26 protein-coding genes are annotated in these 26,230 nt (G+C 41.6%); 16 read left to right on the forward strand and 10 right to left on the reverse strand.

Going from position 1 to position 26,230, the window contains the following annotated elements; genetic code table 11:
• Positions 1 to 45 precede the first annotated feature (45 nt).
• Positions 46 to 1,113: a bifunctional 3-deoxy-7-phosphoheptulonate synthase/chorismate mutase type II gene (locus J5A55_RS02495; protein WP_004382626.1), complete on the forward strand. Its 1,068-nt coding sequence runs from the start codon at positions 46 to 48 to the stop codon at positions 1,111 to 1,113.
• Between the two features lie 26 nt (positions 1,114 to 1,139).
• Positions 1,140 to 2,120 (forward strand): endonuclease/exonuclease/phosphatase family protein, encoded by a 981-nt coding sequence (locus J5A55_RS02500; protein WP_004382627.1) that lies wholly within the window; start codon positions 1,140 to 1,142, stop codon positions 2,118 to 2,120.
• A gap of 29 nt (positions 2,121 to 2,149) precedes the next feature.
• Here J5A55_RS02500 and J5A55_RS02505 read toward each other — a convergent pair whose 3' ends face one another.
• From J5A55_RS02505 to J5A55_RS02515, 3 genes are all read right to left on the reverse strand, one after another.
• On the reverse strand, positions 2,150 to 2,932 hold the full coding sequence (locus J5A55_RS02505) for a DUF481 domain-containing protein (protein WP_004382628.1): 783 nt from the start codon (positions 2,930 to 2,932) through the stop codon (positions 2,150 to 2,152).
• Between the two features lie 87 nt (positions 2,933 to 3,019).
• Positions 3,020 to 3,436 carry a hypothetical protein gene (locus tag J5A55_RS02510; protein ID WP_004382629.1) on the reverse strand — a complete coding sequence of 139 codons (417 nt, stop codon included), beginning with the start codon at positions 3,434 to 3,436 and terminating at the stop codon, positions 3,020 to 3,022.
• Positions 3,437 to 3,532: 96 nt separating this feature from the next.
• A complete protein-coding gene (locus J5A55_RS02515) occupies positions 3,533 to 4,399 on the reverse strand; it encodes a GYF domain-containing protein (protein ID WP_004382630.1) in 867 nt (288 codons plus the stop codon).
• Positions 4,400 to 4,649: 250 nt separating this feature from the next.
• On the opposite strand from J5A55_RS02515, the gene J5A55_RS02520 reads away from it, so the two are divergent.
• The 10 genes from J5A55_RS02520 (at position 4,650) to J5A55_RS02565 (ending at position 13,623) form a co-directional block, all read left to right on the forward strand.
• Positions 4,650 to 5,360, forward strand: coding sequence for a DUF421 domain-containing protein (locus J5A55_RS02520; protein ID WP_004382631.1), 711 nt, complete (start codon positions 4,650 to 4,652; stop codon positions 5,358 to 5,360).
• 520 nt (positions 5,361 to 5,880) lie between these two features.
• Positions 5,881 to 7,236, forward strand: a complete 1,356-nt coding sequence (ffh, locus tag J5A55_RS02525; protein WP_004382632.1) for a signal recognition particle protein — start codon at positions 5,881 to 5,883, stop codon at positions 7,234 to 7,236.
• 34 nt (positions 7,237 to 7,270) lie between these two features.
• Positions 7,271 to 8,155 carry a bifunctional methylenetetrahydrofolate dehydrogenase/methenyltetrahydrofolate cyclohydrolase FolD gene (gene folD, locus J5A55_RS02530; RefSeq protein ID WP_004382633.1) on the forward strand — a complete coding sequence of 295 codons (885 nt, stop codon included), beginning with the start codon at positions 7,271 to 7,273 and terminating at the stop codon, positions 8,153 to 8,155.
• A complete protein-coding gene (locus tag J5A55_RS02535) occupies positions 8,155 to 8,334 on the forward strand; it encodes a tetratricopeptide repeat protein (RefSeq protein ID WP_004382634.1) in 180 nt (59 codons plus the stop codon). Before folD ends, J5A55_RS02535 begins: the two co-directional genes overlap by 1 nt.
• A 12-nt stretch (positions 8,335 to 8,346) precedes the next feature.
• Positions 8,347 to 8,580 (forward strand): 4Fe-4S dicluster domain-containing protein, encoded by a 234-nt coding sequence (locus J5A55_RS02540; protein WP_004382635.1) that lies wholly within the window; start codon positions 8,347 to 8,349, stop codon positions 8,578 to 8,580.
• Between the two features lie 3 nt (positions 8,581 to 8,583).
• Positions 8,584 to 9,669 (forward strand): 3-methyl-2-oxobutanoate dehydrogenase subunit VorB, encoded by a 1,086-nt coding sequence (locus tag J5A55_RS02545; RefSeq protein ID WP_004382636.1) that lies wholly within the window; start codon positions 8,584 to 8,586, stop codon positions 9,667 to 9,669.
• A 20-nt stretch (positions 9,670 to 9,689) separates the two neighbouring features.
• Complete coding sequence (locus J5A55_RS02550; RefSeq protein WP_004382637.1) at positions 9,690 to 10,457, forward strand: thiamine pyrophosphate-dependent enzyme; 768 nt, start codon at positions 9,690 to 9,692, stop codon at positions 10,455 to 10,457.
• A 29-nt stretch (positions 10,458 to 10,486) separates the two neighbouring features.
• Positions 10,487 to 11,029 (forward strand): 2-oxoacid:ferredoxin oxidoreductase subunit gamma family protein, encoded by a 543-nt coding sequence (locus tag J5A55_RS02555; protein ID WP_004382638.1) that lies wholly within the window; start codon positions 10,487 to 10,489, stop codon positions 11,027 to 11,029.
• Between the two features lie 307 nt (positions 11,030 to 11,336).
• On the forward strand, positions 11,337 to 12,467 hold the full coding sequence (locus J5A55_RS02560) for an OmpA family protein (RefSeq protein ID WP_004382640.1): 1,131 nt from the start codon (positions 11,337 to 11,339) through the stop codon (positions 12,465 to 12,467).
• A 391-nt stretch (positions 12,468 to 12,858) separates the two neighbouring features.
• Entirely contained in the window at positions 12,859 to 13,623 is a 765-nt protein-coding gene (locus tag J5A55_RS02565) for an acyl-[acyl-carrier-protein] thioesterase (protein WP_004382641.1), read from the forward strand.
• Here the strand turns inward: J5A55_RS02565 and J5A55_RS02570 are convergent.
• Positions 13,612 to 15,510 (reverse strand): RecQ family ATP-dependent DNA helicase, encoded by a 1,899-nt coding sequence (locus J5A55_RS02570; protein ID WP_004382642.1) that lies wholly within the window; start codon positions 15,508 to 15,510, stop codon positions 13,612 to 13,614. The genes J5A55_RS02565 and J5A55_RS02570 overlap by 12 nt on opposite strands.
• 102 nt (positions 15,511 to 15,612) lie before the next feature.
• The gene (gene recJ / locus J5A55_RS02575; protein WP_004382643.1) at positions 15,613 to 17,334 is read right to left on the reverse strand and encodes a single-stranded-DNA-specific exonuclease RecJ; all 1,722 of its coding nucleotides are present in this window, start codon (positions 17,332 to 17,334) and stop codon (positions 15,613 to 15,615) included.
• A 484-nt stretch (positions 17,335 to 17,818) separates the two neighbouring features.
• On the opposite strand from recJ, the gene J5A55_RS02580 reads away from it, so the two are divergent.
• Positions 17,819 to 19,480: an IS1182 family transposase gene (locus tag J5A55_RS02580; protein ID WP_211802935.1), complete on the forward strand. Its 1,662-nt coding sequence runs from the start codon at positions 17,819 to 17,821 to the stop codon at positions 19,478 to 19,480.
• 269 nt (positions 19,481 to 19,749) lie between these two features.
• On the opposite strand, the gene J5A55_RS02585 is transcribed toward J5A55_RS02580, so the two are convergent.
• The 4 genes from J5A55_RS02585 to J5A55_RS02595 form a co-directional block, all read right to left on the reverse strand.
• The gene (locus tag J5A55_RS02585) at positions 19,750 to 20,244 is read right to left on the reverse strand and encodes a 3'-5' exonuclease (RefSeq protein ID WP_004382646.1); all 495 of its coding nucleotides are present in this window, start codon (positions 20,242 to 20,244) and stop codon (positions 19,750 to 19,752) included.
• Positions 20,245 to 20,329: 85 nt separating this feature from the next.
• The gene (locus J5A55_RS02590; RefSeq protein WP_234396058.1) at positions 20,330 to 20,683 is read right to left on the reverse strand and encodes a DUF6155 family protein; all 354 of its coding nucleotides are present in this window, start codon (positions 20,681 to 20,683) and stop codon (positions 20,330 to 20,332) included.
• Entirely contained in the window at positions 20,652 to 20,852 is a 201-nt protein-coding gene (locus tag J5A55_RS12275) for a DUF6155 family protein (protein ID WP_004382648.1), read from the reverse strand. Before J5A55_RS12275 ends, J5A55_RS02590 begins: the two co-directional genes overlap by 32 nt.
• A 249-nt stretch (positions 20,853 to 21,101) precedes the next feature.
• Positions 21,102 to 22,004, reverse strand: a complete 903-nt coding sequence (locus J5A55_RS02595; RefSeq protein WP_004382649.1) for an acyltransferase family protein — start codon at positions 22,002 to 22,004, stop codon at positions 21,102 to 21,104.
• A gap of 390 nt (positions 22,005 to 22,394) precedes the next feature.
• Between J5A55_RS02595 and J5A55_RS02600 the strand changes: the two genes are divergently transcribed.
• From J5A55_RS02600 to J5A55_RS02610, 3 genes are all read left to right on the forward strand, one after another.
• Entirely contained in the window at positions 22,395 to 25,085 is a 2,691-nt protein-coding gene (locus J5A55_RS02600; RefSeq protein WP_004382651.1) for a 3'-5' exonuclease, read from the forward strand.
• A gap of 65 nt (positions 25,086 to 25,150) precedes the next feature.
• Positions 25,151 to 25,402, forward strand: a complete 252-nt coding sequence (locus tag J5A55_RS02605; protein WP_004382652.1) for a DUF4160 domain-containing protein — start codon at positions 25,151 to 25,153, stop codon at positions 25,400 to 25,402.
• Entirely contained in the window at positions 25,395 to 25,634 is a 240-nt protein-coding gene (locus J5A55_RS02610) for a DUF2442 domain-containing protein (RefSeq protein WP_004382653.1), read from the forward strand. The genes J5A55_RS02605 and J5A55_RS02610 overlap by 8 nt, the downstream gene beginning before the upstream one ends.
• Positions 25,635 to 25,641: 7 nt before the next feature.
• Here the strand turns inward: J5A55_RS02610 and J5A55_RS02615 are convergent, their stop codons facing one another.
• Positions 25,642 to 26,106 carry a hypothetical protein gene (locus J5A55_RS02615; protein ID WP_039850984.1) on the reverse strand — a complete coding sequence of 155 codons (465 nt, stop codon included), beginning with the start codon at positions 26,104 to 26,106 and terminating at the stop codon, positions 25,642 to 25,644.
• Positions 26,107 to 26,230 lie beyond the last annotated feature (124 nt).

Genomic DNA, 26,230 nt, shown 5'->3' on the forward strand with positions numbered 1-26,230 from the left:
AAGAATGTCAGGAAAGAACAAAGAGATAGCAAAAGATACAGGATTATGGAGTTAGAATTAGAACCCTTATGCCTTCCTTGTGATAAGAAACGCCCCATCGTCATAGCAGGACCATGCTCCGCCGAGACCGAAGAGCAGGTGATGAGTACGGCACGCATGCTGGCAGATAAAGGATGTCACATCTTTCGTGCAGGCGTATGGAAGCCACGTACCAAGCCCGGAGGATTCGAAGGAAATGGAGAGAAAGCCTTACCATGGTTGAAAGAAGTCAAGGAAGAGACTGGGATGATGATATCTACAGAGGTGGCGACCCCTGATCATGTCGAATTAGCAATGCGGTATGATATGGACGTACTATGGGTTGGCGCACGTACCTCCGCTAATCCTTTTGCAATGCAGGCATTGGCAGATTCGATGCAAGGACTTCAAATACCAGTATTAGTGAAGAACCCTGTCAATCCTGATTTAGAACTATGGATTGGTGGCTTACAACGGTTGAATCAAGCAGGGATAAAGCGTTTGGGGGTAATCCATCGAGGTTTCTCTAGCTATGATAAGAAGATATATCGAAACCTACCGATGTGGCAAATCCCTATTGAATTGCGCCGTCGTATTCCTGGATTACCCATTATTTGTGACCCTAGTCACATTGGTGGACGCCGTGACTTGATTGCTCCTCTCTGTCAGCAGGCAATGGATTTAGGCTTTGATGGACTCATCGTAGAGAGTCATTGCAACCCAAAAGAGGCATGGAGTGATGCTAAACAGCAGGTAACTCCTGATATTCTGGATTACATTCTGTCGTTACTTGTGATACGTGATGACACCTTCACAACTGAAGATATCCGTTCGTTACGTGCGCAGATAGATGAGTTAGACAACTCATTGATGGAACTCCTTGCGAAGCGTTTCCGCTTATGTAGGGAGATCGGAACCTTTAAGAAGGAACATAACATGACTATCTTACAGACGAGGAGATATAATGAGATACTCGAGAAACGCGGTACACAAGCAGGATTATGTGGTATGAATCCAAAGTTTGCAGCACATATCTTCGAGCTTATCCATGAGGAGAGTGTACGACAGCAGTTGGCTATCGTCAATCAATCATAGGTCTGTTTGTACTTAAAAATACTGATATGTTGCGTTTGTTTCTAACCTTTCTTTTGGGTGTAATACCCCTATACTCTGAAGCACAGAGTCGGTTTACTATCGTAGAACTAAACACTGAGAATCTCTTTGATGCACGGCATGATACACTGAAGAATGACTATGAGTTCTTACCCAATTCACCACGTCACTGGACACGAGCGAAGTATTGGAAGAAGTTGAATAGGACGGGGCAGACCATCATAGCCTGTGGTGAGGATAGTTGTGGATGGCGGTTACCTGACCTCGTCGGATTGTGCGAGGTAGAGAATGATAGCGTACTCTTTGATCTTACGAAACGCTCTTTATTGCGCAAGGCACGATATGAATACGTAATGACGTCATCGAATGATATGCGTGGTATAGACGTGGCTTTGCTTTATTCTCCCTTCTCTTTTCGCTTGCTAAAGACCGATACCATCAGGGTTAGTTTGATAGCCAACATGCAACCAACTCGTGATATTCTCTATGTCAAGGGGGCTATTATTAATGGTGACACCCTACATGTTCTATTGCTTCATGCACCGAGTAGAAGGGGTGGAGAAATGCAGTCGCAACCTTTCCGAAAGCACGTGATGATGCAAGTGAGTAACGTGGTTGACTCTATTCAGAGACGCCACTCTGATGCGAAGGTAATCGTGATGGGCGACTTCAATGACTATGCTGATAGCCCTTCATTAAAGCCTTTGTACAAACGTAACTTATTGAATGTCTCGGCACAAGCAAAGGGTAAGAATGGGGCAAAAGGAACGTATCGCTATCATGGAGAATGGGGTAGTTTGGATCAGATACTCATTAGTGAGAACCTTCGTTCCTATGTACTTTCATGCCACATCAATGACGCTCCATTCCTATTGGAGGAAGATATAAAGTATGGTGGAGTAAAGCCTCGCCGTGACTATAACGGGATGCGTTATAACAATGGTTTCAGCGATCATTTGCCCTTGGTGTTACAAATGGCTATCCCTTAAAGAAGGGCTCTTTAAGGGATAGCGAATATTTAGAAGTTAATGTTGAGACCTGCTTCTACCGCAGTGTAAGACTTTCTTATAGGTACGATAGGTGCCGTATCGTAGATGAGACGATAAGAACCATTGATACCAATAGCTGGTGTTATCTTATATAAAAGGTCTACCGCACCCCCGAATCTGGCTTTCTTGAAATAGCTATCTGGCTTTCCTTGGTGAATAGCAGTAGCTGTTAAGTCCCAATGATCACTGATGTGATGCTTGAAACTCAAGGACAGATGCGTCTTGATACTACGGCTACAAGCGTAGAGCGTGGGCGCAGATGAGGTTGGGTCTTTCCATTTCTCGAACTCATAGAACACACCTGCTGCAGCGAACATAAGGAACTTCTCTTTGTTTACAAGTCGATAACGTGATTGCAAACCAGTAGATACCTTAAACTCTAAGCCTCTACTTCCTGCCCATTCCGACTCGGCATAGGGATAGACTTCAAAGGCTCGGCTCAATAAGTAACGATACTCCGTGTGAATGTATCCACCGCTTACTGTCACCTTCTTACCGTATGTTGAGAACTCCAGTTTATTGATGAGGTTGATAACACGGCGGTGCTTTATCAATACGTTGAGATTAGCAGTGTTCTTAACAGTGAGTATATTCTCTTGTTCTGTCTTAAAGTCTAATACTGGCATGAGAGAACCTTGTATGGTCTTCGTACTATCAATGTCTAAAGTGAGATTCTCCGAGAATAACATCTGAGAATACGACGGGATAGAGAGTAATAAAGCAAATAATGCAATCGAAAGTCTTTTCTTCATGTGCGTTGATAAGCTCTAAATGTGATAGAGGGGATAAAAAATAGGGGCGTACAAGTGGTTAAGTACATCCCTATTTATTACTCAATATTACTTGTCAGAGATCTGAATAGTCTTGTTCAACTTGTCAATCTTGGATTGAAGTTTAGCTATCTTCTTCTCCATCTTATCTAATTTTTTCTTACTCTTAGCCAACTTCTTATTTATGGCTTTTGCCTCTTTCAATTTCTTGATAGTGTCCTTTGCATCCGTTACTGTGCTAGAAGGGCTTGTTGCAGTGAAGTCGGTTGTTGCCATGTTAGCGTCAGCGTTAACATTAGCAGCCTTCTCCGTTAACTCATTATAGTCGACTTTCTCTTTCTCATAATCAAGCTGTGTCTTATTCAACTTAGCAGTTAGGTCGAGTACTTCCTGCTGTTCCTTTAGGTTCTTGATAGCCGTTGTGTTTTGTGTAGAACCACATGATGTCATTAGTGCTATAGCACCAATTAAGAATAATCTTTTCATACTTTTCTTTACTTTCTTAGTGTTATAATAATTAAATACGATACTTTTTTACTTTTGTGTTAGCCTTAGTCCGTAGGCTTACTCTTATATGTTATGTTAGAAAATGGAGTCTGTCGACTGTTCTATTTGCTTGTGGATATCAGCCTTACTCTTGCTTAATCCAATTTCATCTAATAGACCACCTATTGCCCCGTCAACCACATCTTCAATCGTAGATGTAGCTGGTTTGACAATCTTGTCTTGTATCATTTTCTGCGCTTTCTGCCTTATCTGATCCTTAAGATTTACCTCCGAGTTCTTGTAGTATTGCCTTGCTGCTTCCTGCAAGTCGTCCTCGTCAACCGTAAAGATATGTCCTAAGAGTCCCAGAGATACGATGTGATCCTGCCCAGCATAGTTTACCTTGCCCGTAGAATATATAATGTGATTGTCCACCGTAACGAGGTTGTCCACTGCAGAGCGTATCACATTTCCTGCAAAAGCATTACTGATAGAGCGGAAAGCATTGTCGATGAGTGCGTTACCCGTTGTGTTGGTTGTGTCGTTAACAGCGTCATTCACCGTCTTAGTGATTACACCCGACAGCACTTCCTTATGCTGTTCTGGTTTCGGACAGGTGAGGATTAAGACGATAGCGAAAGCCACTAAGGTAATCAATATACCCAAGAGACAACCCATGTGACTCTTCTTTTGCGTCACTTGTTGCTGTGGAATTGCTTCAGGTTGAGCAGCTTGTTCAATGGGAGTAGCCTCTACGTAAGGCATATCCTGCTCCTGCGTCTCGGTATCAATAGGGTCATTTCCTACTAATATCGTACGTAATTCTTCTATTTGCCAAGCTGGAATCCATTGCTGTGTATCGGTAGGCATGACCAATGTTGTAGCCTGAATCTTACGTTCGGCAAGCTCGTTAAGACTGTATGGTCCCCTCTTTTCGTTATCAATATTAATGAAATATTCCATAATTTAATCCTTAGCTATTTTGTGGGATACGTGATATAACGTTCTTAGATGTTATCACACACTTCCTTACCTATTTCTTATTCGGTGCAAAGGTAAGTATTAATTCCCAATAGACAAAGAATTACAATCTTTTTATCTATAAGTCGTTACTATTTGAAGATTTATGCTTCTTTGCATGTGTAATCAGTGAGAAAGCGGTATATTTGCACGTCAATAAGATCGTACGATAATTCTTAATCAGATAATAACAATGGTAGATTTAATTCAGCCCTATGGTGCAATAGCAATGAAGCTAATTGTGGGCATGATTGGTATTTTAGCCTTCTTACGCATTACGGGTAAAGCGCAAATGGGGCAGTTGACACCTCTTGACACCGTTAGTGCATTCGTGATAGGTGCGTTAGTCGGTGGTGTTTTGTACAACCCAGATATGACTACCTGGCATCTCATCTTCGCTTTGGCTGTCTGGACAGCCTTTAATATGCTTGTCCGCTTCGCTATGCGTTCCGCTTATCTGCGTCATCTCATTAAGGGCGAGAGCGTCTTTCTGGTGAAAGATGGCGTTCTAAACTTTAGAAACTTTAAGCGCAACAGTCTTGAAATGGAGCAGTTTAGATTAATGCTAAGGCAGAAAGGCATCTTTTCTATGTTCGATGTAGACGACGTTCTATTTGAGGCTAATGGTGCCGTGACGGTTCTTTCGCCCGGTCAAACTGCTTATTCCGTATTGTTGGTGAATAACGGAGAGATTGTAGAAAGCAGTCTTGCACAGTTTAATCACACGCAGGAATGGGTGCAGAAAGCCATCAAACGCAATGGATTCCGCAGCCCCTCTGAACTCTTCTGTATGGAGTGGACACCTCGAAAAGGGTTCTATTTTGTAACGTTCGAAGGTGATGTGAAGCGTGGTAAAGAGGAGTTCGACTCTGAAGATATAGACCCAGATAACGCACAAGTATAGGTTGGTTGATGTGTAACGATGCGCTGCCTCGTTAGCAGTAAACAAGAAGCAATACAGAAGGAAACGCTCTTCTTCATTTGAAGAGGGCGTTTCTTTGATGTGAAGAGGGGCTCTTTTCAATGTGAAGAGAGGCTCTCTTTTATTATTAGGTAAGATTCTTCTTTCTCCAAAGAATATTCCAGTATCACGCTGATGATATTCCAGTATCACGCTGATGATATTCCAGTATCACCCTGATGATACTCCAGTATCACGCACATGATACTCTATTGAGGCTATAGGCGCTGACTTCTTTTATCATACTTTACGAAAGACACGGGGTATAGGAATGCTTGAAGTATCAGCTAACATCGTCTACCTTAATTGTAGTCATATTTCTGCACAAAGCATATTTATATGCGCATGAATAGCTAATAAGTGTTTTAAAATACATTAAAATACTACTAACTGGCTTGTTGGTTTATTTCTCTTTTTGCTATCTTTGTATATCAGAAAAGAATTATAAGTATACTATAAAGCAATGTTTGAGAATTTAAGTGATCGTCTAGAACGCTCCTTTAAGATCCTTAAAGGTGAGGGAAAGATAACGGAGATCAATGTAGCAGAGACCTTGAAAGATGTTCGTAGAGCATTACTCGATGCCGACGTTAACTATAAAGTAGCCAAGTCTTTTACCGATACAGTAAAGCAGAAGGCTCTCGGTATGAACGTACTTACAGCCGTGAAGCCTGGTCAGTTGATGGTGAAGATAGTGCATGATGAGTTAGCAGAGTTGATGGGTGGCGAAGCAGTAGGTCTAAATCTTACAAACCGTCCAGCCATTATCTTGATGAGTGGTTTGCAGGGTTCGGGTAAGACCACATTCTCTGGTAAGTTAGCAAACATGCTGAAGACAAAGGAACATAAGAACCCTTTGTTGGTTGCTTGTGACGTATATCGCCCTGCAGCTATCGACCAGTTGAAGGTTGTTGGCGAACAGGTGGGCGTTCCCGTATATTCTGAACTAGAGAACAAGAACGTTAATGAGATAGCTGATCACGCCCTCGCAGAGGCAAAGGCGAAAGGTTGTGATGTGGTAATCATCGATACCGCAGGTCGACTGGCAGTCGATGAGGAGATGATGAATGAGATTGAGAGTCTCAAGAATCATGTTAATCCAGATGAAACGCTGTTCGTTGTAGACTCCATGACAGGTCAGGATGCTGTTAACACTGCTAAGGAGTTCAATGATAGATTAGATTTCAACGGCGTTGTCCTAACGAAACTTGATGGTGATACACGCGGTGGTGCTGCTTTGTCGATTCGCACAGTTGTAACCAAGCCAATCAAATTCATCGGTACTGGCGAGAAGATGGAAGCTATTGATGTGTTCCATCCAGGACGTATGGCAGATCGTATCTTAGGTATGGGTGACGTAGTCTCTTTGGTGGAACGAGCACAAGAGCAGTTCGATGAGGAAGAGGCGAAACGCTTGCAGAAGAAGATACAGAAGAACCAATTCGACTTCAATGACTTCTACAACCAGATACAACAAATAAAGAAGATGGGTAATCTGAAAGACCTCGCTTCGATGATTCCTGGTGTGGGTAAAGCTATCCGCGATGTAGATATAGACGATAATGCCTTCAAGGGTATTGAGGCTATCATACAGAGCATGACACCAAAGGAACGCACGAATCCAGAGGTGTTGAATAACTCACGTCGCCAGAGAATAGCGAAGGGTTCAGGTACTAGCTTGCAGGAAGTAAACCGACTCATTAAGCAGTTTGACCAAACGCGCAAGATGATGAAGATGGTTACAGGTTCTAAGATGGCTGGTATGATGAGCAAGATGAAAGGTATGCCTGGTATGCCCTCTATGCCTAAGGGCTTGTGAGAAGAATCATCAACAAACAATAATAATATAAGCTATGGAATATCAGTTAATCGACGGTAAGGCAACCGCAACAGCTATCAAACAGCAGATTGCGGAGGAAGTAAAGGCTATTACAAAGGCAGGTGGTAAACAACCACATTTGGTTGCTATATTAGTAGGGCACGATGGGGGAAGTGAGACTTACGTAAAGAACAAGGTTATTGCTTGTGAGCAGTGTGGCTTTAAGTCTACGCTTATCCGTTACGAAGCTGATGTTACCGAGGAGGAGTTGTTGGCTTGTGTGGACAAGTTAAATAAGGATGATGACGTTGATGGATTCATCGTGCAACTCCCATTACCCAAGCATATTGATGAGCAGAAGATCATCATGGCTATTGATTATCGCAAAGACGTGGATGGCTTCCATCCAGTCAATGTGGGGCGAATGGCGATCGGTTTACCATGCTTTATATCGGCAACTCCATTAGGAATCCTAACACTGTTGCAGCATTACCATATTCCAACTTCTGGTAAGAAGTGCGTTATCTTAGGTAGAAGTAACATCGTTGGTAAGCCTATGGCACAGCTCATGATGCAAAAGCAATATGGAGATGCAACCGTAACAGTTTGCCACTCGCATTCAGCGACATTGAAGAAAGAATGTCAGGAAGCCGATATTATTATTGCAGCCATTGGGCGTCCCGATTTCTTAACAGCTGATATGGTTAAACCAGGTGCTGTAGTTATCGACGTTGGTACGACGCGTGTACCCGATGCAACACGTAAGAGTGGCTATCGCTTGAATGGTGACGTGAAGTTTGATGAGGTAGCTCCGTTATGCTCATTCATCACTCCAGTACCAGGAGGCGTTGGTCCGATGACGATTTGTTCTTTGATGAAGAATACACTTGCTGCAGGCAAGAAAGAATATTATAAGTGATGACAGCAGAAGAATATCTACAACTTGGCAATGAGTGTCGGCAACGAGGAGACTGGCAGAATGCCTTAGCCAATTATATGGAGGCTATCGAACTGGATCCTAATTCGCCAGCAGTAGTTGCAAAAGAGATGCTGGAGAATATTCTAAACTTCTATAACAAGGATGCGTATAATCCTTAAAATACAAAAACTATGAGCAAGATGAAAGGTGCCATCGTAGTGAACACTGATCGCTGCAAAGGATGCCAGTTGTGTATCGTTGCATGCCCGAAAGATGTGATTGCCTTGGCTCAGAAACAAGTAAATGTCCACGGATATCCGTTTGTTGAGTCTGCTAAACCAGATGATTGTATCGGTTGTGCAGCTTGTGCAACAGTGTGTCCTGATGGCTGTATTACAGTCTATCGTAAAAAAGTGGAGGGGTAATTTATGGCAGAACAAGAAGTAAAATTGATGAAAGGTAACGAGGCTATTGCCCATGCTGCAATTCGTTGTGGTGCGGACGGATACTTCGGTTATCCTATCACTCCACAGAGTGAAATAATAGAGACGCTGGCTCTCTTGAAGCCATGGGAGACCACGGGAATGGTTGTCCTGCAGGCTGAAAGTGAGGTGGCATCCATTAATATGATTTATGGTGGTGCTGGTGCTGGTAAACGTGTGCTGACAAGTTCTTCTTCACCAGGCGTCGCCTTGATGCAAGAGGGTATCAGTTATATGGCAGGTGCAGAGCTCCCAGGTGTGTTTGTAAATGTACAACGTGGTGGTCCTGGGCTTGGAACGATACAGCCAAGTCAGAGTGATTACTTCCAAGCGACACGTGGTGGCGGTAATGGTGATTATAACGTTATCGTATTAGCACCTAACTCTGTTCAGGAGATGGCCGACTTTGTAGACCTTGCTTTTGAATTGGCATTTAAGTATCGCAACCCTGCGATGATTCTATCTGATGGTGTGATTGGTCAGATGATGGAGAAGGTTGTTCTCCCACCAATGAAACCTCGTCGTACAGAAGAGCAGATTCGTAAAGAGTGTCCGTGGGCTTCTATGGGGCGCACAGCTGGTCGTAAGCCTAATATCATCACCTCTTTGGAGTTAATGCCAGAGGTAATGGAACAAAGAAACTTACATTTGCAGGAGAAGTATCGTCAGATACGTGAGAATGAAGTGCGCTTTGAGACACAGCAATGTGAGGATGCAGATTATGTAATCGTAAGTTTTGGTAGTGCCGCACGTATCGGTGAGAAAGCTGTTGAGTTAGCTCGTGAACAAGGCTTGAAGGTTGGACTCTTCCGTCCTATCACACTCTGGCCTTTCCCAAGTAAGCAGCTTGCAGATCTTTGCAAAGGTAAGAAAGGCATCTTGGTTAGTGAGATTAACGCTGGTCAGATGGTACAGGATGTTCGTCTTGCAATTGATGGTGCTTTACCAGTAGAACATTTTGGACGTTTGGGTGGTATTGTTCCTGATCCAGAAGAGATCGTGAATGCACTCAAAGAAAAGTTAGTAAAGTAAGAGAGGAGGGCGTATATATTATGGCAAATGATATAATTTCACCTGAGAATTTGGTGTATAAGAAGCCGACCTTGATGAATGATACGACAATGCATTATTGTCCTGGATGTTCACATGGTGTGGTTCATAAATTAGTTGCAGAGGTAATCGAAGAGATGGGGATGACCAATAAGGCTATTGGTGTATGTCCTGTTGGTTGTGCTGTATTTGCTTATCGCTATCTTGATATTGATTGGCAGGAAGCACCTCATGGTCGTGCTCCAGCTGTAGCAACTGGTATCAAGCGTGTATGGCCTGATCGTCTTGTGTTCACTTATCAGGGTGATGGTGACTTGGCATGTATTGGTACTGCTGAGACAATTCATGCCTTGAATCGTGGTGAGAATATTCCAATCATCTTCATCAATAATGCTATCTATGGTATGACTGGTGGTCAGATGGCACCAACAACACTGATGGGGCAGAAAACTGCGACTTGTCCTTATGGTCGTGAACCAGAACTGCATGGTTACAACTTAAATATCACAGAACTTGCTAGTCACTTAAAGGGTACTTGCTATGTAACTCGTCAGAGTGTAGATACAGTTGCCTCTATTAACAAGGCAAAGCGTGCTATTCGCAAGGCTTTCGAGGCAAGTATGCAAGGGAAAGGTAGTTCCTTGATAGAGATTGTTGCGACATGTAATAGTGGTTGGAAGCTCTCTCCTGTAAAGGCAAATGAGTGGATGCGTGAGAATATGTTCCCTGAATATGAGAAAGGAGATTTGAAAGATACAACCAATCTTTAGTCCGTCTCTATATATAAATAAGGTGTAATATGAAAAAAGAGATAATTATTAGTGGCTTTGGTGGGCAAGGCGTACTCTCTATGGGTAAGATCCTTGCATACTCAGGACTAATGGAAGATAAGGAGATAACATGGATGCCTGCTTATGGTCCAGAGCAGCGTGGTGGTACGGCTAATGTGACTGTTATCATCAGTGATGAGCGCATCTCTTCACCTATCCTCAGTAAGTATGATGTCGCAATTGTCCTCAATCAGCCATCGTTAGATAAGTTCGAACCAAAGGTGAAGCCAGGTGGTATCCTCATTTATGATGGTTATGGAGTGATGAATCCTCCTACACGTAAGGACATCACTGTCTATCGTGTCAATGCGATGGACAAGGCTGCTGAAATGAAGAATGCCAAAGTTTTCAACATGATAGTCTTAGGTGGATTACTTAAGGTTTGCCCTGTTGTAAGTACTGACGGTTTGAAGAAAGCACTCTATAAGAGTTTGCCTGAACGTCATCATAACTTGATTCCATTGAATATGCAAGCAGTGGAAGAAGGTATGAAGATCATCGTTCAACAGTAATGATATACAAAGAAACCTGATTTTTTATAACTCTCTAATTTGTTTAAGGGATCTTAGCAGTGATGCTATGGATCCCTTATTTCAATTTATGAGAGATTGATCTTATTAAAGGTGAACTTTCTCAAGTAATTGTGTATTAGATTGTTCTATTATTCCAATAATATAGTTTGATTTGTTCATAGTACCCCTCTATACGCAAACTTTTTGTAGAAAAGATTTGGCTGTTTCATTATTTTTTTATTACTTTGCAGCCAGTTAAAGCATTGATACTATATAATTTATAAATATTAATTAATTCAGAGAGACAATGAAAAAGTTAGTTTTGATGTTAGCAGCTGCTTCTATGGCAGCTTCTGTTTCTGCTCAAACTGTAGCAGAAAGCAAGGCATTTGACAACGTTTATGTTGGTATTAATGGTGGTGTTGCTACGAAGACTACTGGTCACAAGTGGTTGAGCGACCTTGATCCAAACGCTGGTATCCGCGTTGGTCGTTACTTCACCCCAGTATTCGGTTTAGCTGTTGAGGGTAATGCTTACTTCTCAAACAAGCCTTGGCACTCAACAGGTACAGCAGTTCGCGCTACAAATGTTAGTTTACTCGGTACAGTAAACTTGAGCAATCTCTTCGGTGGTTACAAGGGTGAGCCTCGTGCATTTGAGGTTAGCGCACTTTATGGTCTTGGTTGGGCACACGTATTCACAAACAACAAGACTACAAAAGAGCTTACTTCTGGTCAGCGTAACCGCATGACTTCTAAGGCTGCTTTAGACTTCGCTTACAACTTCGGTTCTCAGAAGCAGTGGCAGGTTTATGTTGAGCCTTCTATCAACTTCGCTTTCTTAGGTAAGGATCGTTCTAAAGTTCTTACAGCTGCTGGTATAGTAAATTATGATGTAAACTATAACTACAAGGCAGTTGCACAGGATGGTCAGCCAGCTTACAACATTAACAACTCATTTGTTCAGTTGAACGCTGGTGTTGCTTACAAGTTCAAGAACTCTAACGGTACACACAACTTCACAATCGTTGTTCCACGTGATCAGGCAGAGATTGATGCATTGAACGCACAGATCAATGAGCTTCGCAACCGTAAGCCAGAGGTTATCACTAAGGAGGTTGTTAAGGAAGTTCCTGCAGTTAAAGTTAAGGAATTCACAGTATCTGACCTTGTATTCGTAACCTTCGCACAGGGTAAGTCTGCTCTTACAAACGACGCTAAGGCTGCTCTTAACAACGTTAAGGAGGGTGTTCACGTTCAGGTTGTTGGTACAGCTTCTCCAGAGGGTTCTAAGGAACTTAACGATCGTCTCTCACAGGCTCGTGCTGACGTAGTTGCTAACTACCTCAAGGGTCGTGGTGTTATCGTTGACGAGGCAACTGGTAAGGGTGTACAGGGTGTAACTTCTAATCGTTTGGCTGTTGTTTACGTAAAGTAATCAATCTTACGGACTAAGAAGTTAAAACTTCTATAAAACAATTTGGGATGCATCTCTTGAGGTGCATCCCTTTTTAGTTGTCCTTGATTAATGGATTTATTCTCTATTGGATGAACCGTAGAATATTATTCATGAAATTAAGTTTACTGTCATTCCTCTCATCTTCTCAGCATATATAACATTCTAGAAACTAGGTTGTTTACATCAAATGTTAAATATGACAGCAAATGAAATAAAGAATAAAAACGCACTTCAGTATGGGTATAATAACTATAGTGAGTCGTGATATCTTTATTATTTATAGTTGTAGAGAAGTAATAAAGCAATATCGCAAGCCGTTATATAATTGTCTGATAGGTTGAGATGATATTGTTTATTAAATAATAAAGAAATGGATAAGTTACCGAAGATAGGAAGATATGAGTTTATGGCGGAGCCTTTTCATTGCGATTTCTCTAATCATCTATTCATGGGATATTTAGGTAATCACATGCTTAATGCTGCTGATTTTCATAGCAATGAACGGGGCTATGGCATGAATTATCTTAATACTATCAACAAGACATGGGTGTTGAGTCGTCTCGCCATTGAAATGGAGGATATGCCTAAAGCATACGACAAGTTTTATGTTGAGACATGGGTTGATAATGCTATGAAGTATTTTACAAGTCGCAACTTTAAGGTCGTTAGTGAGTCGGGACACATTTATGGATATGGTAAAAGTGTTTGGGCACTCATCGACACGGGTTCTCGCGAGCCTTCAGATATCTTTGCTATCCGTGAAGGTCTTATTAATGAATACATAGAGAAAGACTATATTTGTCCGATTAGTAAGTCATCACGTGTGAAGATAACAGATAAGGCTTCACTTATCCGTTTTATTGATACCTATTATAGTGATGTGGATGTGAATGGGCACATCAACTCCGTTAAGTATATTGAACATATATTTGACTTGTGGGATTTAGATTGGTATCGTCAGCATACAATTAAGCGTCTTGAGATTGCATACGTAGCAGAGTCTCATCAAGGCGATCGCTTACATTTCTATCGTGAGCAGCGTGATTCAGACTTAGACTTTAATGTGAGAATAACAAAGAGCAATGAACTTTGTGAAGAGACAGAGACTTGTAGGTGCAGGGTGCTATTTGTCTGATAGAATAAGGTAACTCCCTTCCATTAATAATTGTTCCTCGTCCATTAGTTCCTTCATAACCTTGGTGACTATATCCCAATCCTCATCAAGCTGTCTAACCTCTGTCACATGATGTCTCTCACCATCAGCTACCATTGCGAGGAGCTTTTCTTTTATCTCCTCTTGCTGGTCGTGATCATCGTGATGAGTATGAGAGAGACATACATCACATTGTTCACAATCTACTGATTTCTTCTCTCCGAAATAATAAAGCAGCTGTCTACTTCTACAAACCCTATCGTTCTGTGCATAATTAATAACAGAATTAATGCTCTTCTGGAATTGCTCTTTCCGCTCTTCGTAAACGCTTTTATCCAGTATGACGTTGCTACCATCAACACGATCTCTCTTATAGCTAATGAGTGGAATACTCTTGCGAGGAATGAAATCTATGATGCGTTTCTTGCTTAGATTTACAAGCACCATATAAGTTTGATTGCGGTCAAGACCAGCCTCTTGCGCAATGTAACTCTCATCGACATAACCATAGTCAGTGAATAATCCACCATAGTTCCTAAGTAGAGATATGACGACATCATTCTCTTTCTCGCTTAATGAATCAAGTCGATAAAGGTCATCCCGTCTTAACAAGAACCGCACACGTGCATTATTATCTGGGTTCGGTTCGTAGTCAATATACCCAGCTCGTTGTAATAAAATCAACGCAGCGTTGGCTCGGATAGGGAAGTGTTTAAATGTTGCACAGAACTTATCAATAGGGAACTCAAACATACAGCCTTCACCGCTATTCACGCCTATTTGATAGAAATAAGCTAAGTGCTCGTAAACCTGTTGTACATATTCTTTAGGGGGGAACGTGTCTTCGACTCTCTTTTGTAGCGTTCGGTTGTCATGCCCATTATAGAGAAGAACCGCATAAGCCTTCTGCCCATCACGCCCTGCGCGTCCCGCTTCTTGGAAATAAGCCTCGAGCGAACTAGGGCAATCCATGTGTATCACCACGCGCACGTCGGCTTTGTCAATTCCCATACCAAAGGCATTTGTTGCAACTATAACACGCACCTTGTCATGTTGCCATTCACTTTGACGTTGATCCTTTACGGCTGGTTCCAGTCCTGCATGATACCATATAGCGGATATACCATACTGCATAAGCAGTTGCGCAATCTCTTTCGTTCTCTTCCTACTACGACAGTAAACAATAGCCGTCTTTGGTATTGATTGAAGGATATGAACCATCTCCGCCTCTTTATCTTCCGCCTGTCTGACAACATACACAAGATTCTTCCGCTCGAAGCTCATACGGAAGACATTCTTCTCTGTGAAACCGAGTCGTTCCTGTATATCGTCAATAACGTCAGGTGTGGCAGTGGCGGTTAACGCAAGGATAGGAACGTTGGGTACGAGCTTTCGTATTACTGCTATTTGCAAATAGGATGGGCGGAAGTCGTAACCCCATTGACTAATGCAATGAGCCTCATCTACCGTGATGAAACTCACTTTCATGTGTTTTAGTTTGATTTGGAAGATATCAGAACTAATGCGCTCGGGTGAGATGTACAATAACTTAACGCCACCAAAGATACAATTCTCCAATGTTGTTACAATCGCATCTCTACTCATCCCAGAGTAGATAGCTGCTGCGGCTATTCCTTTGTGTCGAAGGTGCTCCACTTGGTCTTTCATCAATGCGATAAGCGGAGTAATGACAATGCACACGCCCTCTTGGGCTAATGCTGGTACTTGGAAGGTTAGTGATTTACCTCCTCCTGTTGGCATTAGTCCTAAGGTATCCTTCCCCGCACCGATACTTTCGATAATTTCTCTTTGAATACCACGAAAGTCGGGATACCCCCAATACTTATGAAGAATGTCAAGATAGGACATTGGATTTGCTACTTTGAGCTTTGATGTTTGACCTTCTACATAGGAACTAGTAACTTTGAACTTGGGGTTTGCTCTTGACCACCCTGCATTCGTTAACGAGTATCACTTCTCAGTAGGTCTTATATCCTCAATCTGCAGCTGCACAGCTCCACGTTTGAAGACATTGTCCTCAATGGTATAAGCAATATCAAACGAACGCTTGGATTTGATGTACCGTGCCGACGCACTCTGTCCGAAAGCAATACCATTCATAACATTGTTTGATTTCGAATCAACGAGTTCCAGCTTGATATGCTCTTGCTCACGTCCAACGACTTTACTTGTTCCGAAATCGTACACATCCAACGTACAGAAGATAGGTTTAGGATTTGCAGGTCCGAAAGGTGCGAATCGCTTCAAGTCACTATGCAGTTTCTTCGTAATATCTTTGAAGTCTATGACGGCATCAATGTCTAGTATGGCTTCCCGCTGCTCTGGTTCGATATGCTCCTCTACGTATGCTTGGAACCGCTTACGGAACTCCTTAACGTCCGACCACTTCATCGTTAAGCCAGCCGCATAAGTATGTCCACCAAAGTTTAGAAGTAAATCACGGCAACTCTTGATAGCCGCATAGACATCAAAACCCGCTACGCTACGGGCAGAACCAGTAGCAAGATTCTCGTCACGGGTCAGTACAACTGTCGGACGGAAATATATCTCAGTGAGGCGGGAGGCAACGATACCGATGACGCCTTTCTTCCAGTGTTCGTCATACAGTACAATACTGGATTGGTGCTTCTGACTCTCTAGGCGTGCCACAATCTGGTTCGCCTCTTCCGTCATCTGCCTATCGACGTCCTTGCGTTGTTCGTTATATTCATCGATGTGTTTTGCCTGATTGAGTGCTAAGCTATATTCGCGTTCAACTAACAAATCCACACTCTTCTTACCATTCTCCATTCTTCCGCTGGCGTTAATGCGAGGCCCTATCTTGAAGATAATATCACTCATGGATAGTTCCCGCCCATTCAGCCCACAGATGTCAATAATCGCTTTAAGTCCTAAGCTGGGATTCTGGTTGAGCTGTTTCAATCCGTGGAAGGCAAGGATACGATTCTCGTCAATTACTGGCACAAGGTCGGCGGCTATACTAACGGCACAGAAGTCGAGTAGGGGAACGAGACGTGAGAACGGAATATTATTATTCTTAGCAAAGGCTTGCATGAACTTGAAGCCCACACCACAGCCACATAAGCTCTTAAAAGGATAAGAGTCATCTGGTCTTTTGGGGTTCAATATCGCCACTGCGGGCGGCATAGTCTCGTCAGGCACATGATGATCACAGATAATGAAATCAATTCCTAGCTGCTTAGCATAGGTAATCTCTTCTATGGCTTTAATACCGCAATCAAGGATGATAATAAGTTTCACACCCGTTTCAGCGGCATAATCAATTCCCTTTTTACTCACCCCGTAACCCTCATCATATCGGTCGGGGATATAGTAATCAATGTTAGAATAAAACTGTCGTAAGAATTTATAGACCAGCGCAACAGCCGTGCACCCATCTACGTCGTAATCTCCGTAAACAAGGATACGCTCCTTATGCCCCATTGCGTCGTTCAACCTGTCAACGGCGGCATCCATATCTTTCATTAAGAAGGGGTTGATGAGGTCGGCCAGCTGTGGTCGGAAGAATCTCTTCGCAGCACTCTCCGTCGTTATCCCGCGACGTATAAGCAGAGATGCAAGTGTAGGGCTCATGCCTAATTTATCACCTAATTCCTTAGCAGCATTACTCTGTTCGGTTGTTGGTGGTGTATAGTTCCATTTAAAATGCATCTTAATTTATTTTTATTTCTGCCCGTAAAGGTACAAAAAAAAAGCCAACCGCCGTGATGGCTAAGATGAATATTTGTATTAGATAGGCATAGTAAGTCCCACTTTTGCAGGCGTGGAACGGCTGGTGCGTATCGCCTTTGCAACTCATGAAGTATATGTTTCCGATTCGTTTCTGTTGCTATTTGTATAATTTTATGATAGGTATTTGCAGGTGAAAGGGTAGGGGAATGGCATATTCAAGAACGGCTAAGAATCTTTTTAGTAGCCTTATAAGCTACGCTCACTTGCGGTTTCCGTGTTTGTTTTATACGCATCTTGTATTATTTCCGTGCTTATTCTGTATTTGCGCAATACGTATGTTATTAGAGGGTGTGTCAAAATAGCCACACACTCTTTTTTATGCACAAAGCCCCGACTTTCTCAAGCCAGGGCTTTGCTATTTCCTAAAGTTTTTGTACCTTTAGGCATACAAAAAAATCTCATTATGCCAAAGGTACACTTTCGTTCTTACATACACAAGAAAATGATTCTTTTTCCTCAAAGAATCGATAAGGACATCGCAGAAGATGATCCTGTTCGTCTTTTAGACGCCTTGGTGGATAATCTTATGTTGGATAATGTCTACAAGCTTTATAAGCCCAGTGGTCGCAAGCCTTATCATCCACAAATGATGCTCAAGGTTATTCTTTACGCCTATATGAATAATATCTATTCCTGCCGTCGTATAGAGTCGCTTCTCAAGCGTGACATTCATTTCATCTATCTGGCAGGATATGAGCAGCCTGATTTTATTACCATCAATCGTTTTCGTAATCGTGTGAAAAAGGAAATCAACAATATCTTCACACAAGTGGTATTAGTACTTGCAGCCAAAGGTTTGATAAGTCTTGACGTTGAATATATTGACGGCACAAAAATAGAATCGAAAGCCAACAAGTATACCTTCGTTTGGAAGAGAACCGTGGAAAAGAACCGCGCCAAGTTGCAGGAACAAATACGCACACTCTTGCTTCAGGTTGATGATGTCATAGCGCAGGACAATGCCGCTAAGACAGAAGGTGTCGAGTTTACTGCAGCTCTGCTCGATGAGATATCCGAGGAATTGAACAAGTCTTTGGAATCAGCCCCTGAGCCTAAGACAAAAGAAGAGAAGCAGGCTGTTAGAACCAAGAAAAAACAGCTTAAAGAGCTTGAGAAGAAACGTAATAAACTCCAAGAGTATGACCAGCACCTTGAGATTATGGGGGAGAGAAACTCCTACAGCAAGACCGACCTTGATGCTACGTTTATGCACATGAAGGAGGATGCTATGCGGAACGGACAGACTAAGCCTGGATATAATCTGCAGATAGCAACTGAGAACCAGTTTATCATCGACTTTGCACTCTATGCTAACCGTACAGATACGCTTACACTTCCTTCTTTCTTGGAGTCCTTCAACTCACGTTACCATCGTTATGCCAAGACAGTCGTAGCCGATTCAGGGTATGGCTCCGAGGAGAACTATCTGTTCATGGACGTACATAATATGGAAGCCTATGTGAAGTATAACTACTTCCATAAAGAGCAGCATCCACGCTATACACCTAACCCATTCTGTCCTGCAAGCCTTTATTATAATAAGGAACAGGATTTCTACGTCTGCCCTATGGGACAGCATATGAAGCGTATAGGCATGAAGCGTTCCCTAACCTCTAATGGATTCGTTACTTACAGTGTACGTTATCAGGCAGAACGCTGTGATGGTTGTCCGTTGAGAGGCTCATGTTTTAAGGCAAGAGGGAACAGAATTATAGAAGTAAACCATCAACTACAGCACTATAAACAAAAGGCACGGGAACTACTGACCTCGGAAGAAGGCATCAAGCATCGAGGACGAAGGTGCATAGAACCTGAAGCTGTTTTTGGACAAACAAAATATAATAAAGTCTACAAGAGATTTAGGCATTTGGGAAAAGACAAGGTCAATATGGATTTTGCCTTCTTTGCTATTGCCTTTAACATAGGAAAAATGTGCAAAAAAAATAATCTCAAGGAGCTAAAAGCTATTATGGAGGTACTTTTAGTCACCTTCAGATGCTCTATAGAAGTTTATATAAGCTATTGGAAGCCCAACAAATCATTTTATATGAAATTAGCGGCATAGCTGCAGTAAATAACGAATTATGCGGTAGATGAAGTAAAGAGGAGTAGAAAAGAGGATGTGTCCATTTTGACACACCCTCCTTTATCACGCTTAGATAATATCATTATATACGTATCAAAATAATGCAGAACGCCTGAGAAAAGAAAGCGAATACGGGAAAATGAAATGCAATACGTATACATTTCGTTTTCTCTGCTTATATTCTAAGATGGGCTATGTGTTTTTTCGCTTTTATAAGGTATTAGTTTCAACGAGTGACGGGCAGAATCTTACAATATCTCCTTGGCTATCCAAGCGCACGCTTCCGCATCGGCAAGGGCGTGATGATGATGATTGGTTAAATCGTAACCGCATGCAGCCGCAACGGTCTGTAGTTGGTGATTCGGGAGATGAGGGAGAATATGTCGTGCCGCCTTCAACGTATCGAAGAACTCATAGTTGAGGTAATCCATTTGATAAGTCATAAGGCATGCTCGCAGGCATCCTTTGTCAAATGGTGCGTTATGGGCTACAAGTGGTAAGCCTTCAATCATAGGTTCTATCTGCTTCCATACCTCACAGAATACGGGTGCGCCGTCAGTATCTGCACATGTAAGCCCATGGACCTGCGTACATCGCCAATGATAGTAATTCGGTTCGGGCTGTATAAGCGAATAGAAACTGTCAACAATCTCTCCTCCTCTTACTATCACCATGCCCACCGAGCATACACTACACCGTTCAAAGTTAGCTGTCTCAAAGTCAATCGCTGCAAAATCCTGCATAGTTTCTTTATAAATTTGTTAGTCGTTTGCTACATCTTAAATCTATAGATGAGGCTCTATATATGTTTAGACAAAGTCTCTTTGTTCATTCTTGACAACCATAATAGTCATAGTACATATCCCATAAGGTATCGGAAAAGCCCCAACCACATTGTGTTGAATTAAGCATACTTTCAATTCTCGGTCTGAAATGTTCCTCAAGGTTATGGTCGGAAATATGCTTTAGAGCTTTCTCAAAATTCGTTTCTAATGTAGTATAATACTGTTTCCACATATCACCGAAGGTCATTGTGTATTCACATCCCAACTCTATATAGTAAAGCATTAGATCTCCAAGACTGATGGCATCAGCCTTCAACTTCTTGAAGTCGGAGATTGCCTTGCGGCAAGTTGCAAATGAAGGCTTATCAGAAAAGCCCCGAGCAGGGAAAGAATTCATTGCGAATAATCTTTTTGTACTTTTCCAATGCAGCGCTATAATCAGGCGTAAGATACATTTCCAGATACATCTTCGCTTCTGTGCTCGCATCATACAGACTCAACACAAGGTTCATTACGTCTTCCTTAGGTAGTACTGCCAGATGCTTCTTTAGTTTTAATTTGGTCATATCAGAGTCCTTTCTATATTAGTATTTACAAGTAACATAAAATCCATGTCTACAAAAATATAGCTTTTCCATGAGAAACAGGATGCTAACGCAAAATAAATTACCAATTTTCTCTAAAAATCTTACGCATATTCCTTTGCCGTAAAAGAAAATAGTCTAACCATTCTTAAATCTTAAGAGGTATCAACTTAACAATTCTATTAATAAAATACGAAACAAGAAAACTAATAAATAACAATGCTACATACTCTAAAAATACATATTTGAACCAGCTATAAAAGAAGAAAATAGGTAGTATAAGAACCATGTGTGAATCATCCATATATTCATAGAGTGATGTCCAATAACTGAAAGTATCGGTATGTTTGCTTTTCCTTGTGACAAAAGAACAAATGAAATTATAAATGCGATTGCATAAAACGGGGAGAAAAGAGCACTCGGAATATAATATTTTACAACTGAAAGTATAACTAATACAGTAAAAACAAGAATTTTACCGTAAGTTGTTTTTGCAACTAACATATTAAGTTTAGAAAATAACTCTGTACGTTTTAGCATTGCACCCAAGCTGAATGGGAATAATAAAGATCCTAAGTATAACAGGTTATAAAGAGCTGGTGAAGAAGTTTTATACTGTACGCCAAGTTTAGAAATTAATAAACCGGAAATCAGAAAGATAACAAATGTAATTAAACAGACATTTCTTGCTTTTAAACGAGACATTTGTTTGAATAGGAAGGGATAAGATAAAGAAAGTAATGAATAAGGAAAAAGAAACCAACATTCATAGTTCCAGCTTGAATAAAAAGAACTATAATTCAATATAATGTCTTTAATACTTCCGGGATATTTTGAACTATCTCCTATGAAGTGACCGATAGTTACAAATATCGAAATGATGACCCAATAGTGAAGATAAAGTTTGAGGATTCTACTAAGGTGATGCTTATCACCCTTCTGAAAAACATAGAATAAGCCATATCCTCCAAGAATGGTGAATATTTGTACAGGAACATCTATTCTATTGATAATGTCATATAAGGGAATCCCTCCTATATGAATAAAATTAATACCAAAGCCAGACCCGAGATGACAGCCCAACATCATAAGGAGAGCTACTCCTTTAAGCAATACAGTTTCTTCTTTTGTCATTGCATTAAAAAGTTTAATGCGATGCCTTATACTCAAATTACGAAAGTTATAGCCAAGTACCTACACGTGAAACGTGGACGTTTTCATCCACGTTCAGAGGTACTTGGCGGAAACCTACAACAAGAGATGAGAAACGCCCACGCTATCATGGACGTTCACTTATTCATTCATTCTTGTTGTTCATTCTACCACCAAGTTTCCTGAACGTTATTGAATAAATAGCAAACGCTAAATTATTAATCCACAAAATGGGACTGGGTACACGCTCGTACACACAAGTCCGGTTGCAAAGATAGTATTTTATTTCCATTTTATAAGCTGATTGCACGCTATTTCCAATCTTTTTCTTACTTTTGCAAAGGCTTCTAACGCCCATAAAGATAAGAACCTATGGAACCCAACAATTCATTTACATTATTAGACAAGTATCAAATACCCGTAGTAGAGGCAAGCCACGGGTACCATCTTGTACTGGCTTCACCAGGATGTGGTAAGACACATATACTGGCAGAGAGGATAAGATATGCGAGAGAAAAGGGTGTGAGATACGAGGATATGCTCTGTCTTACGTTCACAAACCGTGCCGCAAGGGAGATGACGAATCGTATTCAGAAGGTTGTTGGAGGCGATAGCACAGAGCTGATGGTGGGTAATGTACATCGGTTCTGCTCTAAGTTCCTTTTCGAGGAAGACAAGATTCCAGCAGACTCAGCTATTATTGACGATGAGGAAGCCGTGAGTATCATTGCTGACTATCGTAACGAAGATGAGGAAGGAGTAACAAGAGACTTCAATAGATACAAGGGGTATCAGACGATTATCTTCTTTCAGCACTTCATCTATCAGATGGAACACCAGCATCCGTGGAAGTATTACCTCCACCCAGAGAGTTTCACGGACGATGACCGAGAGGCTATCAAGCAGATATGCAAGTCGCAGAAGAGAGAATATAACGAACAGGCTGTAATTGATACCTATCATCATGCACAGCAATACATGGACGAAGCCAATGTGCCAGGACTTGATGCAAAGACTGCCGATAGGATTCGTGTGTTGCTTTGGAAGATGTATTATGCTGCTTGTTATGCTCAATACAAAGAAGAGAACCATCTGCTCGACTTCGAAGACTTGTTACTAAAGACTTACGACATTTACAGTACCGATGATACATGTAAGCGTTATAAGTGGATTCAGGTAGATGAAGTGCAAGACCTCAATGGTATGCAGCTCGCTATCATTGACCTGCTCACTGCCAAAGATAATCCTATGGTGATGTATCTGGGAGACGAACAACAAGCAATATTCTCTTTTATGGGTGCCAAAGTGGAGACTCTCACACTGCTCAAGATGCGCTGTAAGGGTAATATTCATCATCTGCAACGAAACCATCGTTCACCAAAGTACCTGCTTGATGTCTTTAACGATTACGCAGAAAAACAACTGAAGATAGACCGTGAGTTACTTCCTGCCTCTGACAATGATGTGAAAGCTAAGCCCGATGATTTACGAATTATCCATAGTAGTACGATCGACTCGGAACGACAAGAGGTTACAGATGTAGCTCGTAACCTTTACGAACAAAACAAAGAAGAACGAACGGCAGTGATAGTCAGTTCTAATTCAGATGCAGATCATATTAGCGAGACAATGGACAAAGTAGGACTGACACATTTCAAGGTATCTGGTCGCGACCTCTTTGATACGCCCGATGTTAAGCTCTTACTGTCACATCTCAGTGTTCTTGCCAACGAACATAACTCTATTGCATGGACACGTATAATGAAAGGTGTGCGTGCTTTTCCTTCACATGCTTTGGCACGACGCTTCAATTGGAAACTGAAGCAACTCGCACTTTCGCCTTCCGACTTCCTCCTTTATCCTGACACTTGCTACACAGCAGAGTTTCTTAAAGCCTACGATGAAGAAGAAATGGTTGTATTCGATACTGAAACAACGGGCTTAGACGTATTTGCTGATGACATTATAGAGATTGCAGCCATGAAGATTAAAGGTGGGGAAATAGTTGGAGAGCCGCTCGACCTTTATATAAAGACTGACAAGCCTATCTTACCAAAGCTCGGCGACAAAGATAATCCTATGTATGCTATCTATCATGAGAAGCTCTCTGCAGAGGAACTAATCACTCCTCAAGAAGCTTTGCAACGCTTTCTTGCCTACATTGGAACACGTCCTATTCTCGGACATAACGCCAGTTACGATTACAATATCATTGACAATTGTCTGCAAAGATATTGCAACGACACACTGAAAGCCCATAAGAACCCATGCTTCGACTCGCTAAAACTGATACGACTTCTCTCACCGAGCCTTCATTCCTATAAGTTAGAATCGCTCTTAGAGACTTTCCAACTGACAGGAAAGAATAGTCATCAGGCTATTGATGATGTAGGAGCAACGGTGAGCCTCGTCCGTCTTTGTGCCGAAAAGGCACGTGAGAAGCAACCACAGCAACAGTCTTTTCTCCAACATCCAAAGGTAAAACCATTCATAAATACCCTTCGTAACAACTATGGAGAACTTTACTTGAATGGTGTTCAACATCTTTATGTATTAACCACAACCGAAGAACCTGCCCTCGTTCAGGAGTTATCGTCTGCTTACAACACCTTGTATGCAGATGGATTAATCAATGAGATTCCTCGGTTAGATTACGTTTTGCGTTATCTGCGCATAGATATGCTGACGGACAACACAATAGAAAATGCGCTTGTTCAGCAACTCTCCCAATATATTATGGATATCAACACACTAAAAGAAGCCGATTTCTGCAATAGTAAGAGTATCCGTGAGCGCGTTTATGTAACGACAGTGCATAAGGCAAAAGGACTGGAGTTTGACAACGTTATTGTCTTTGATGCAGCCGACGGACGTTATCCCAACGCCTTCAACAAGAATAAAAAGCAAGACGAAGAAGATGCTCGCAAATTCTATGTAGCTATGTCGCGTGCCAAGCGTCGTCTCTACATTGCCTATTCTCTACAAATGATTGATCGCTATGGTCGTGTGCATAATCGAGAATTGACACCCTTTATGGATGCAATACAGAAGAGGTTTAATTAATATACGTGATTTGGCGATACGAGGATTTTTCACTACCTTTGACGCAGAATAATAAAGTTTGTTTTATGAGTCCAGTATTTAAACGTGAGAAAGGATACACATTTAAAATCTTCTCCAATGAAGAAGAACGAATGCACATACACGTTATTAATGGAGACAATGAAGCAAAGTATTGGCTTGAACCCAAGATTGAATTAGCCAACAATTATGGCTTTTCACAACATGAACTGAATAATATACGAAAAATAGTTGAGCAATATGGAGACGACTTCAAGGAATCATACCATCGACACATCGGTAAGCGTATTAATGATTAACGCACAAGGTATTATGCTGTCTGTTTGTGGCAACGATTATTTCTTATCTTATAATCGTATTCCATGGATGCGTGATGCCAGTATCAATAACGTATTAAATGTAAAGATGTCTGGTCGAAATGCGATTGAGTGGCCGGACTTGAACGTAGATCTTGAGATAGATAGCTTAAAGCATCCAGAACGCTATCCTCTCATTATTAAGCGTAATGAAATGGATTATGTAGGCGCATAACTTCTCACTATTGAAAGACTGGAACCGCAGACTCATATACTTTTCCATTCTTATCAACCCTTATACATATTGGGCATGATTGCCGACAGCCACCACTGCGCCTAATATAATAAGTAGTATTGGGGCGCAAAGGAAGCCGTTGCATTCTGAGAGTATCATTCTCTCGGACTATCCTACAACTAGATGGAAGATGGTTTATATAAAGTATAGAAGCCTCTCCACGAGTCCAACCTGCATGAGATTGTTCATCAATGACAATGAAGTTATCCTCTACGCTATCACCTTCTACATACAGTCCTAACCCACATACACCACCATTATCCACTATGAAAGCTTGTTTATCAACATCCAAATGGAAGTTACTTCCTTCGTTACAGGCTTGAAAGAACAGCAACACTATATGAATGATCATCGTCACGGCGAGGATCGCTATAAGTCTCCTGATGTTATGTATATAAAAGATGGTACGCATAAGCAAAGTACATTATCGGTTGCAAACATACTAAAAACTGAACAGACCAACAAGCTCCCTGTAGGATATTTAGCTATAATACATAATTATATGTAAAGTCCGCATCACCACAAATGCTCTCATT

Source organism: Prevotella veroralis, from assembly GCF_018127765.1.
GTDB classification, from domain to species: Bacteria; Bacteroidota; Bacteroidia; order Bacteroidales; family Bacteroidaceae; genus Prevotella; species Prevotella veroralis.

What these genes read in the sequence shown, in the direction of transcription:
- J5A55_RS02610 (WP_004382653.1), top strand. Translation starts at nt 25,395, where the DNA reads ATGATTAACGCACAAGGTATTATGCTGTCTGTTTGTGGCAACGATTAT.
- J5A55_RS02500 (WP_004382627.1), top strand. Translation starts at nt 1,140, where the DNA reads ATGTTGCGTTTGTTTCTAACCTTTCTTTTGGGTGTAATACCCCTATAC.
- J5A55_RS02540 (WP_004382635.1), top strand. Translation starts at nt 8,347, where the DNA reads ATGAGCAAGATGAAAGGTGCCATCGTAGTGAACACTGATCGCTGCAAA.
- J5A55_RS02615 (WP_039850984.1), bottom strand. Translation starts at nt 26,106, where the DNA reads ATGCGTACCATCTTTTATATACATAACATCAGGAGACTTATAGCGATC.
- J5A55_RS02555 (WP_004382638.1), top strand. Translation starts at nt 10,487, where the DNA reads ATGAAAAAAGAGATAATTATTAGTGGCTTTGGTGGGCAAGGCGTACTC.
- J5A55_RS02590 (WP_234396058.1), bottom strand. Translation starts at nt 20,683, where the DNA reads ATGAATTCTTTCCCTGCTCGGGGCTTTTCTGATAAGCCTTCATTTGCA.
- J5A55_RS02595 (WP_004382649.1), bottom strand. Translation starts at nt 22,004, where the DNA reads ATGACAAAAGAAGAAACTGTATTGCTTAAAGGAGTAGCTCTCCTTATG.
- J5A55_RS02515 (WP_004382630.1), bottom strand. Translation starts at nt 4,399, where the DNA reads ATGGAATATTTCATTAATATTGATAACGAAAAGAGGGGACCATACAGT.
- J5A55_RS02550 (WP_004382637.1), top strand. Translation starts at nt 9,690, where the DNA reads ATGGCAAATGATATAATTTCACCTGAGAATTTGGTGTATAAGAAGCCG.
- ffh (WP_004382632.1), top strand. Translation starts at nt 5,881, where the DNA reads ATGTTTGAGAATTTAAGTGATCGTCTAGAACGCTCCTTTAAGATCCTT.
- J5A55_RS02505 (WP_004382628.1), bottom strand. Translation starts at nt 2,932, where the DNA reads ATGAAGAAAAGACTTTCGATTGCATTATTTGCTTTATTACTCTCTATC.
- folD (WP_004382633.1), top strand. Translation starts at nt 7,271, where the DNA reads ATGGAATATCAGTTAATCGACGGTAAGGCAACCGCAACAGCTATCAAA.
- J5A55_RS02520 (WP_004382631.1), top strand. Translation starts at nt 4,650, where the DNA reads ATGGTAGATTTAATTCAGCCCTATGGTGCAATAGCAATGAAGCTAATT.
- J5A55_RS02580 (WP_211802935.1), top strand. Translation starts at nt 17,819, where the DNA reads ATGCCAAAGGTACACTTTCGTTCTTACATACACAAGAAAATGATTCTT.
- J5A55_RS02585 (WP_004382646.1), bottom strand. Translation starts at nt 20,244, where the DNA reads ATGCAGGATTTTGCAGCGATTGACTTTGAGACAGCTAACTTTGAACGG.
- J5A55_RS02570 (WP_004382642.1), bottom strand. Translation starts at nt 15,510, where the DNA reads ATGTCCTATCTTGACATTCTTCATAAGTATTGGGGGTATCCCGACTTT.
- J5A55_RS02560 (WP_004382640.1), top strand. Translation starts at nt 11,337, where the DNA reads ATGAAAAAGTTAGTTTTGATGTTAGCAGCTGCTTCTATGGCAGCTTCT.
- J5A55_RS02495 (WP_004382626.1), top strand. Translation starts at nt 46, where the DNA reads ATGGAGTTAGAATTAGAACCCTTATGCCTTCCTTGTGATAAGAAACGC.
- J5A55_RS02545 (WP_004382636.1), top strand. Translation starts at nt 8,584, where the DNA reads ATGGCAGAACAAGAAGTAAAATTGATGAAAGGTAACGAGGCTATTGCC.
- J5A55_RS02510 (WP_004382629.1), bottom strand. Translation starts at nt 3,436, where the DNA reads ATGAAAAGATTATTCTTAATTGGTGCTATAGCACTAATGACATCATGT.
- J5A55_RS02600 (WP_004382651.1), top strand. Translation starts at nt 22,395, where the DNA reads ATGGAACCCAACAATTCATTTACATTATTAGACAAGTATCAAATACCC.
- J5A55_RS12275 (WP_004382648.1), bottom strand. Translation starts at nt 20,852, where the DNA reads ATGACCAAATTAAAACTAAAGAAGCATCTGGCAGTACTACCTAAGGAA.
- J5A55_RS02535 (WP_004382634.1), top strand. Translation starts at nt 8,155, where the DNA reads ATGACAGCAGAAGAATATCTACAACTTGGCAATGAGTGTCGGCAACGA.
- J5A55_RS02565 (WP_004382641.1), top strand. Translation starts at nt 12,859, where the DNA reads ATGGATAAGTTACCGAAGATAGGAAGATATGAGTTTATGGCGGAGCCT.
- recJ (WP_004382643.1), bottom strand. Translation starts at nt 17,334, where the DNA reads ATGCATTTTAAATGGAACTATACACCACCAACAACCGAACAGAGTAAT.
- J5A55_RS02605 (WP_004382652.1), top strand. Translation starts at nt 25,151, where the DNA reads ATGAGTCCAGTATTTAAACGTGAGAAAGGATACACATTTAAAATCTTC.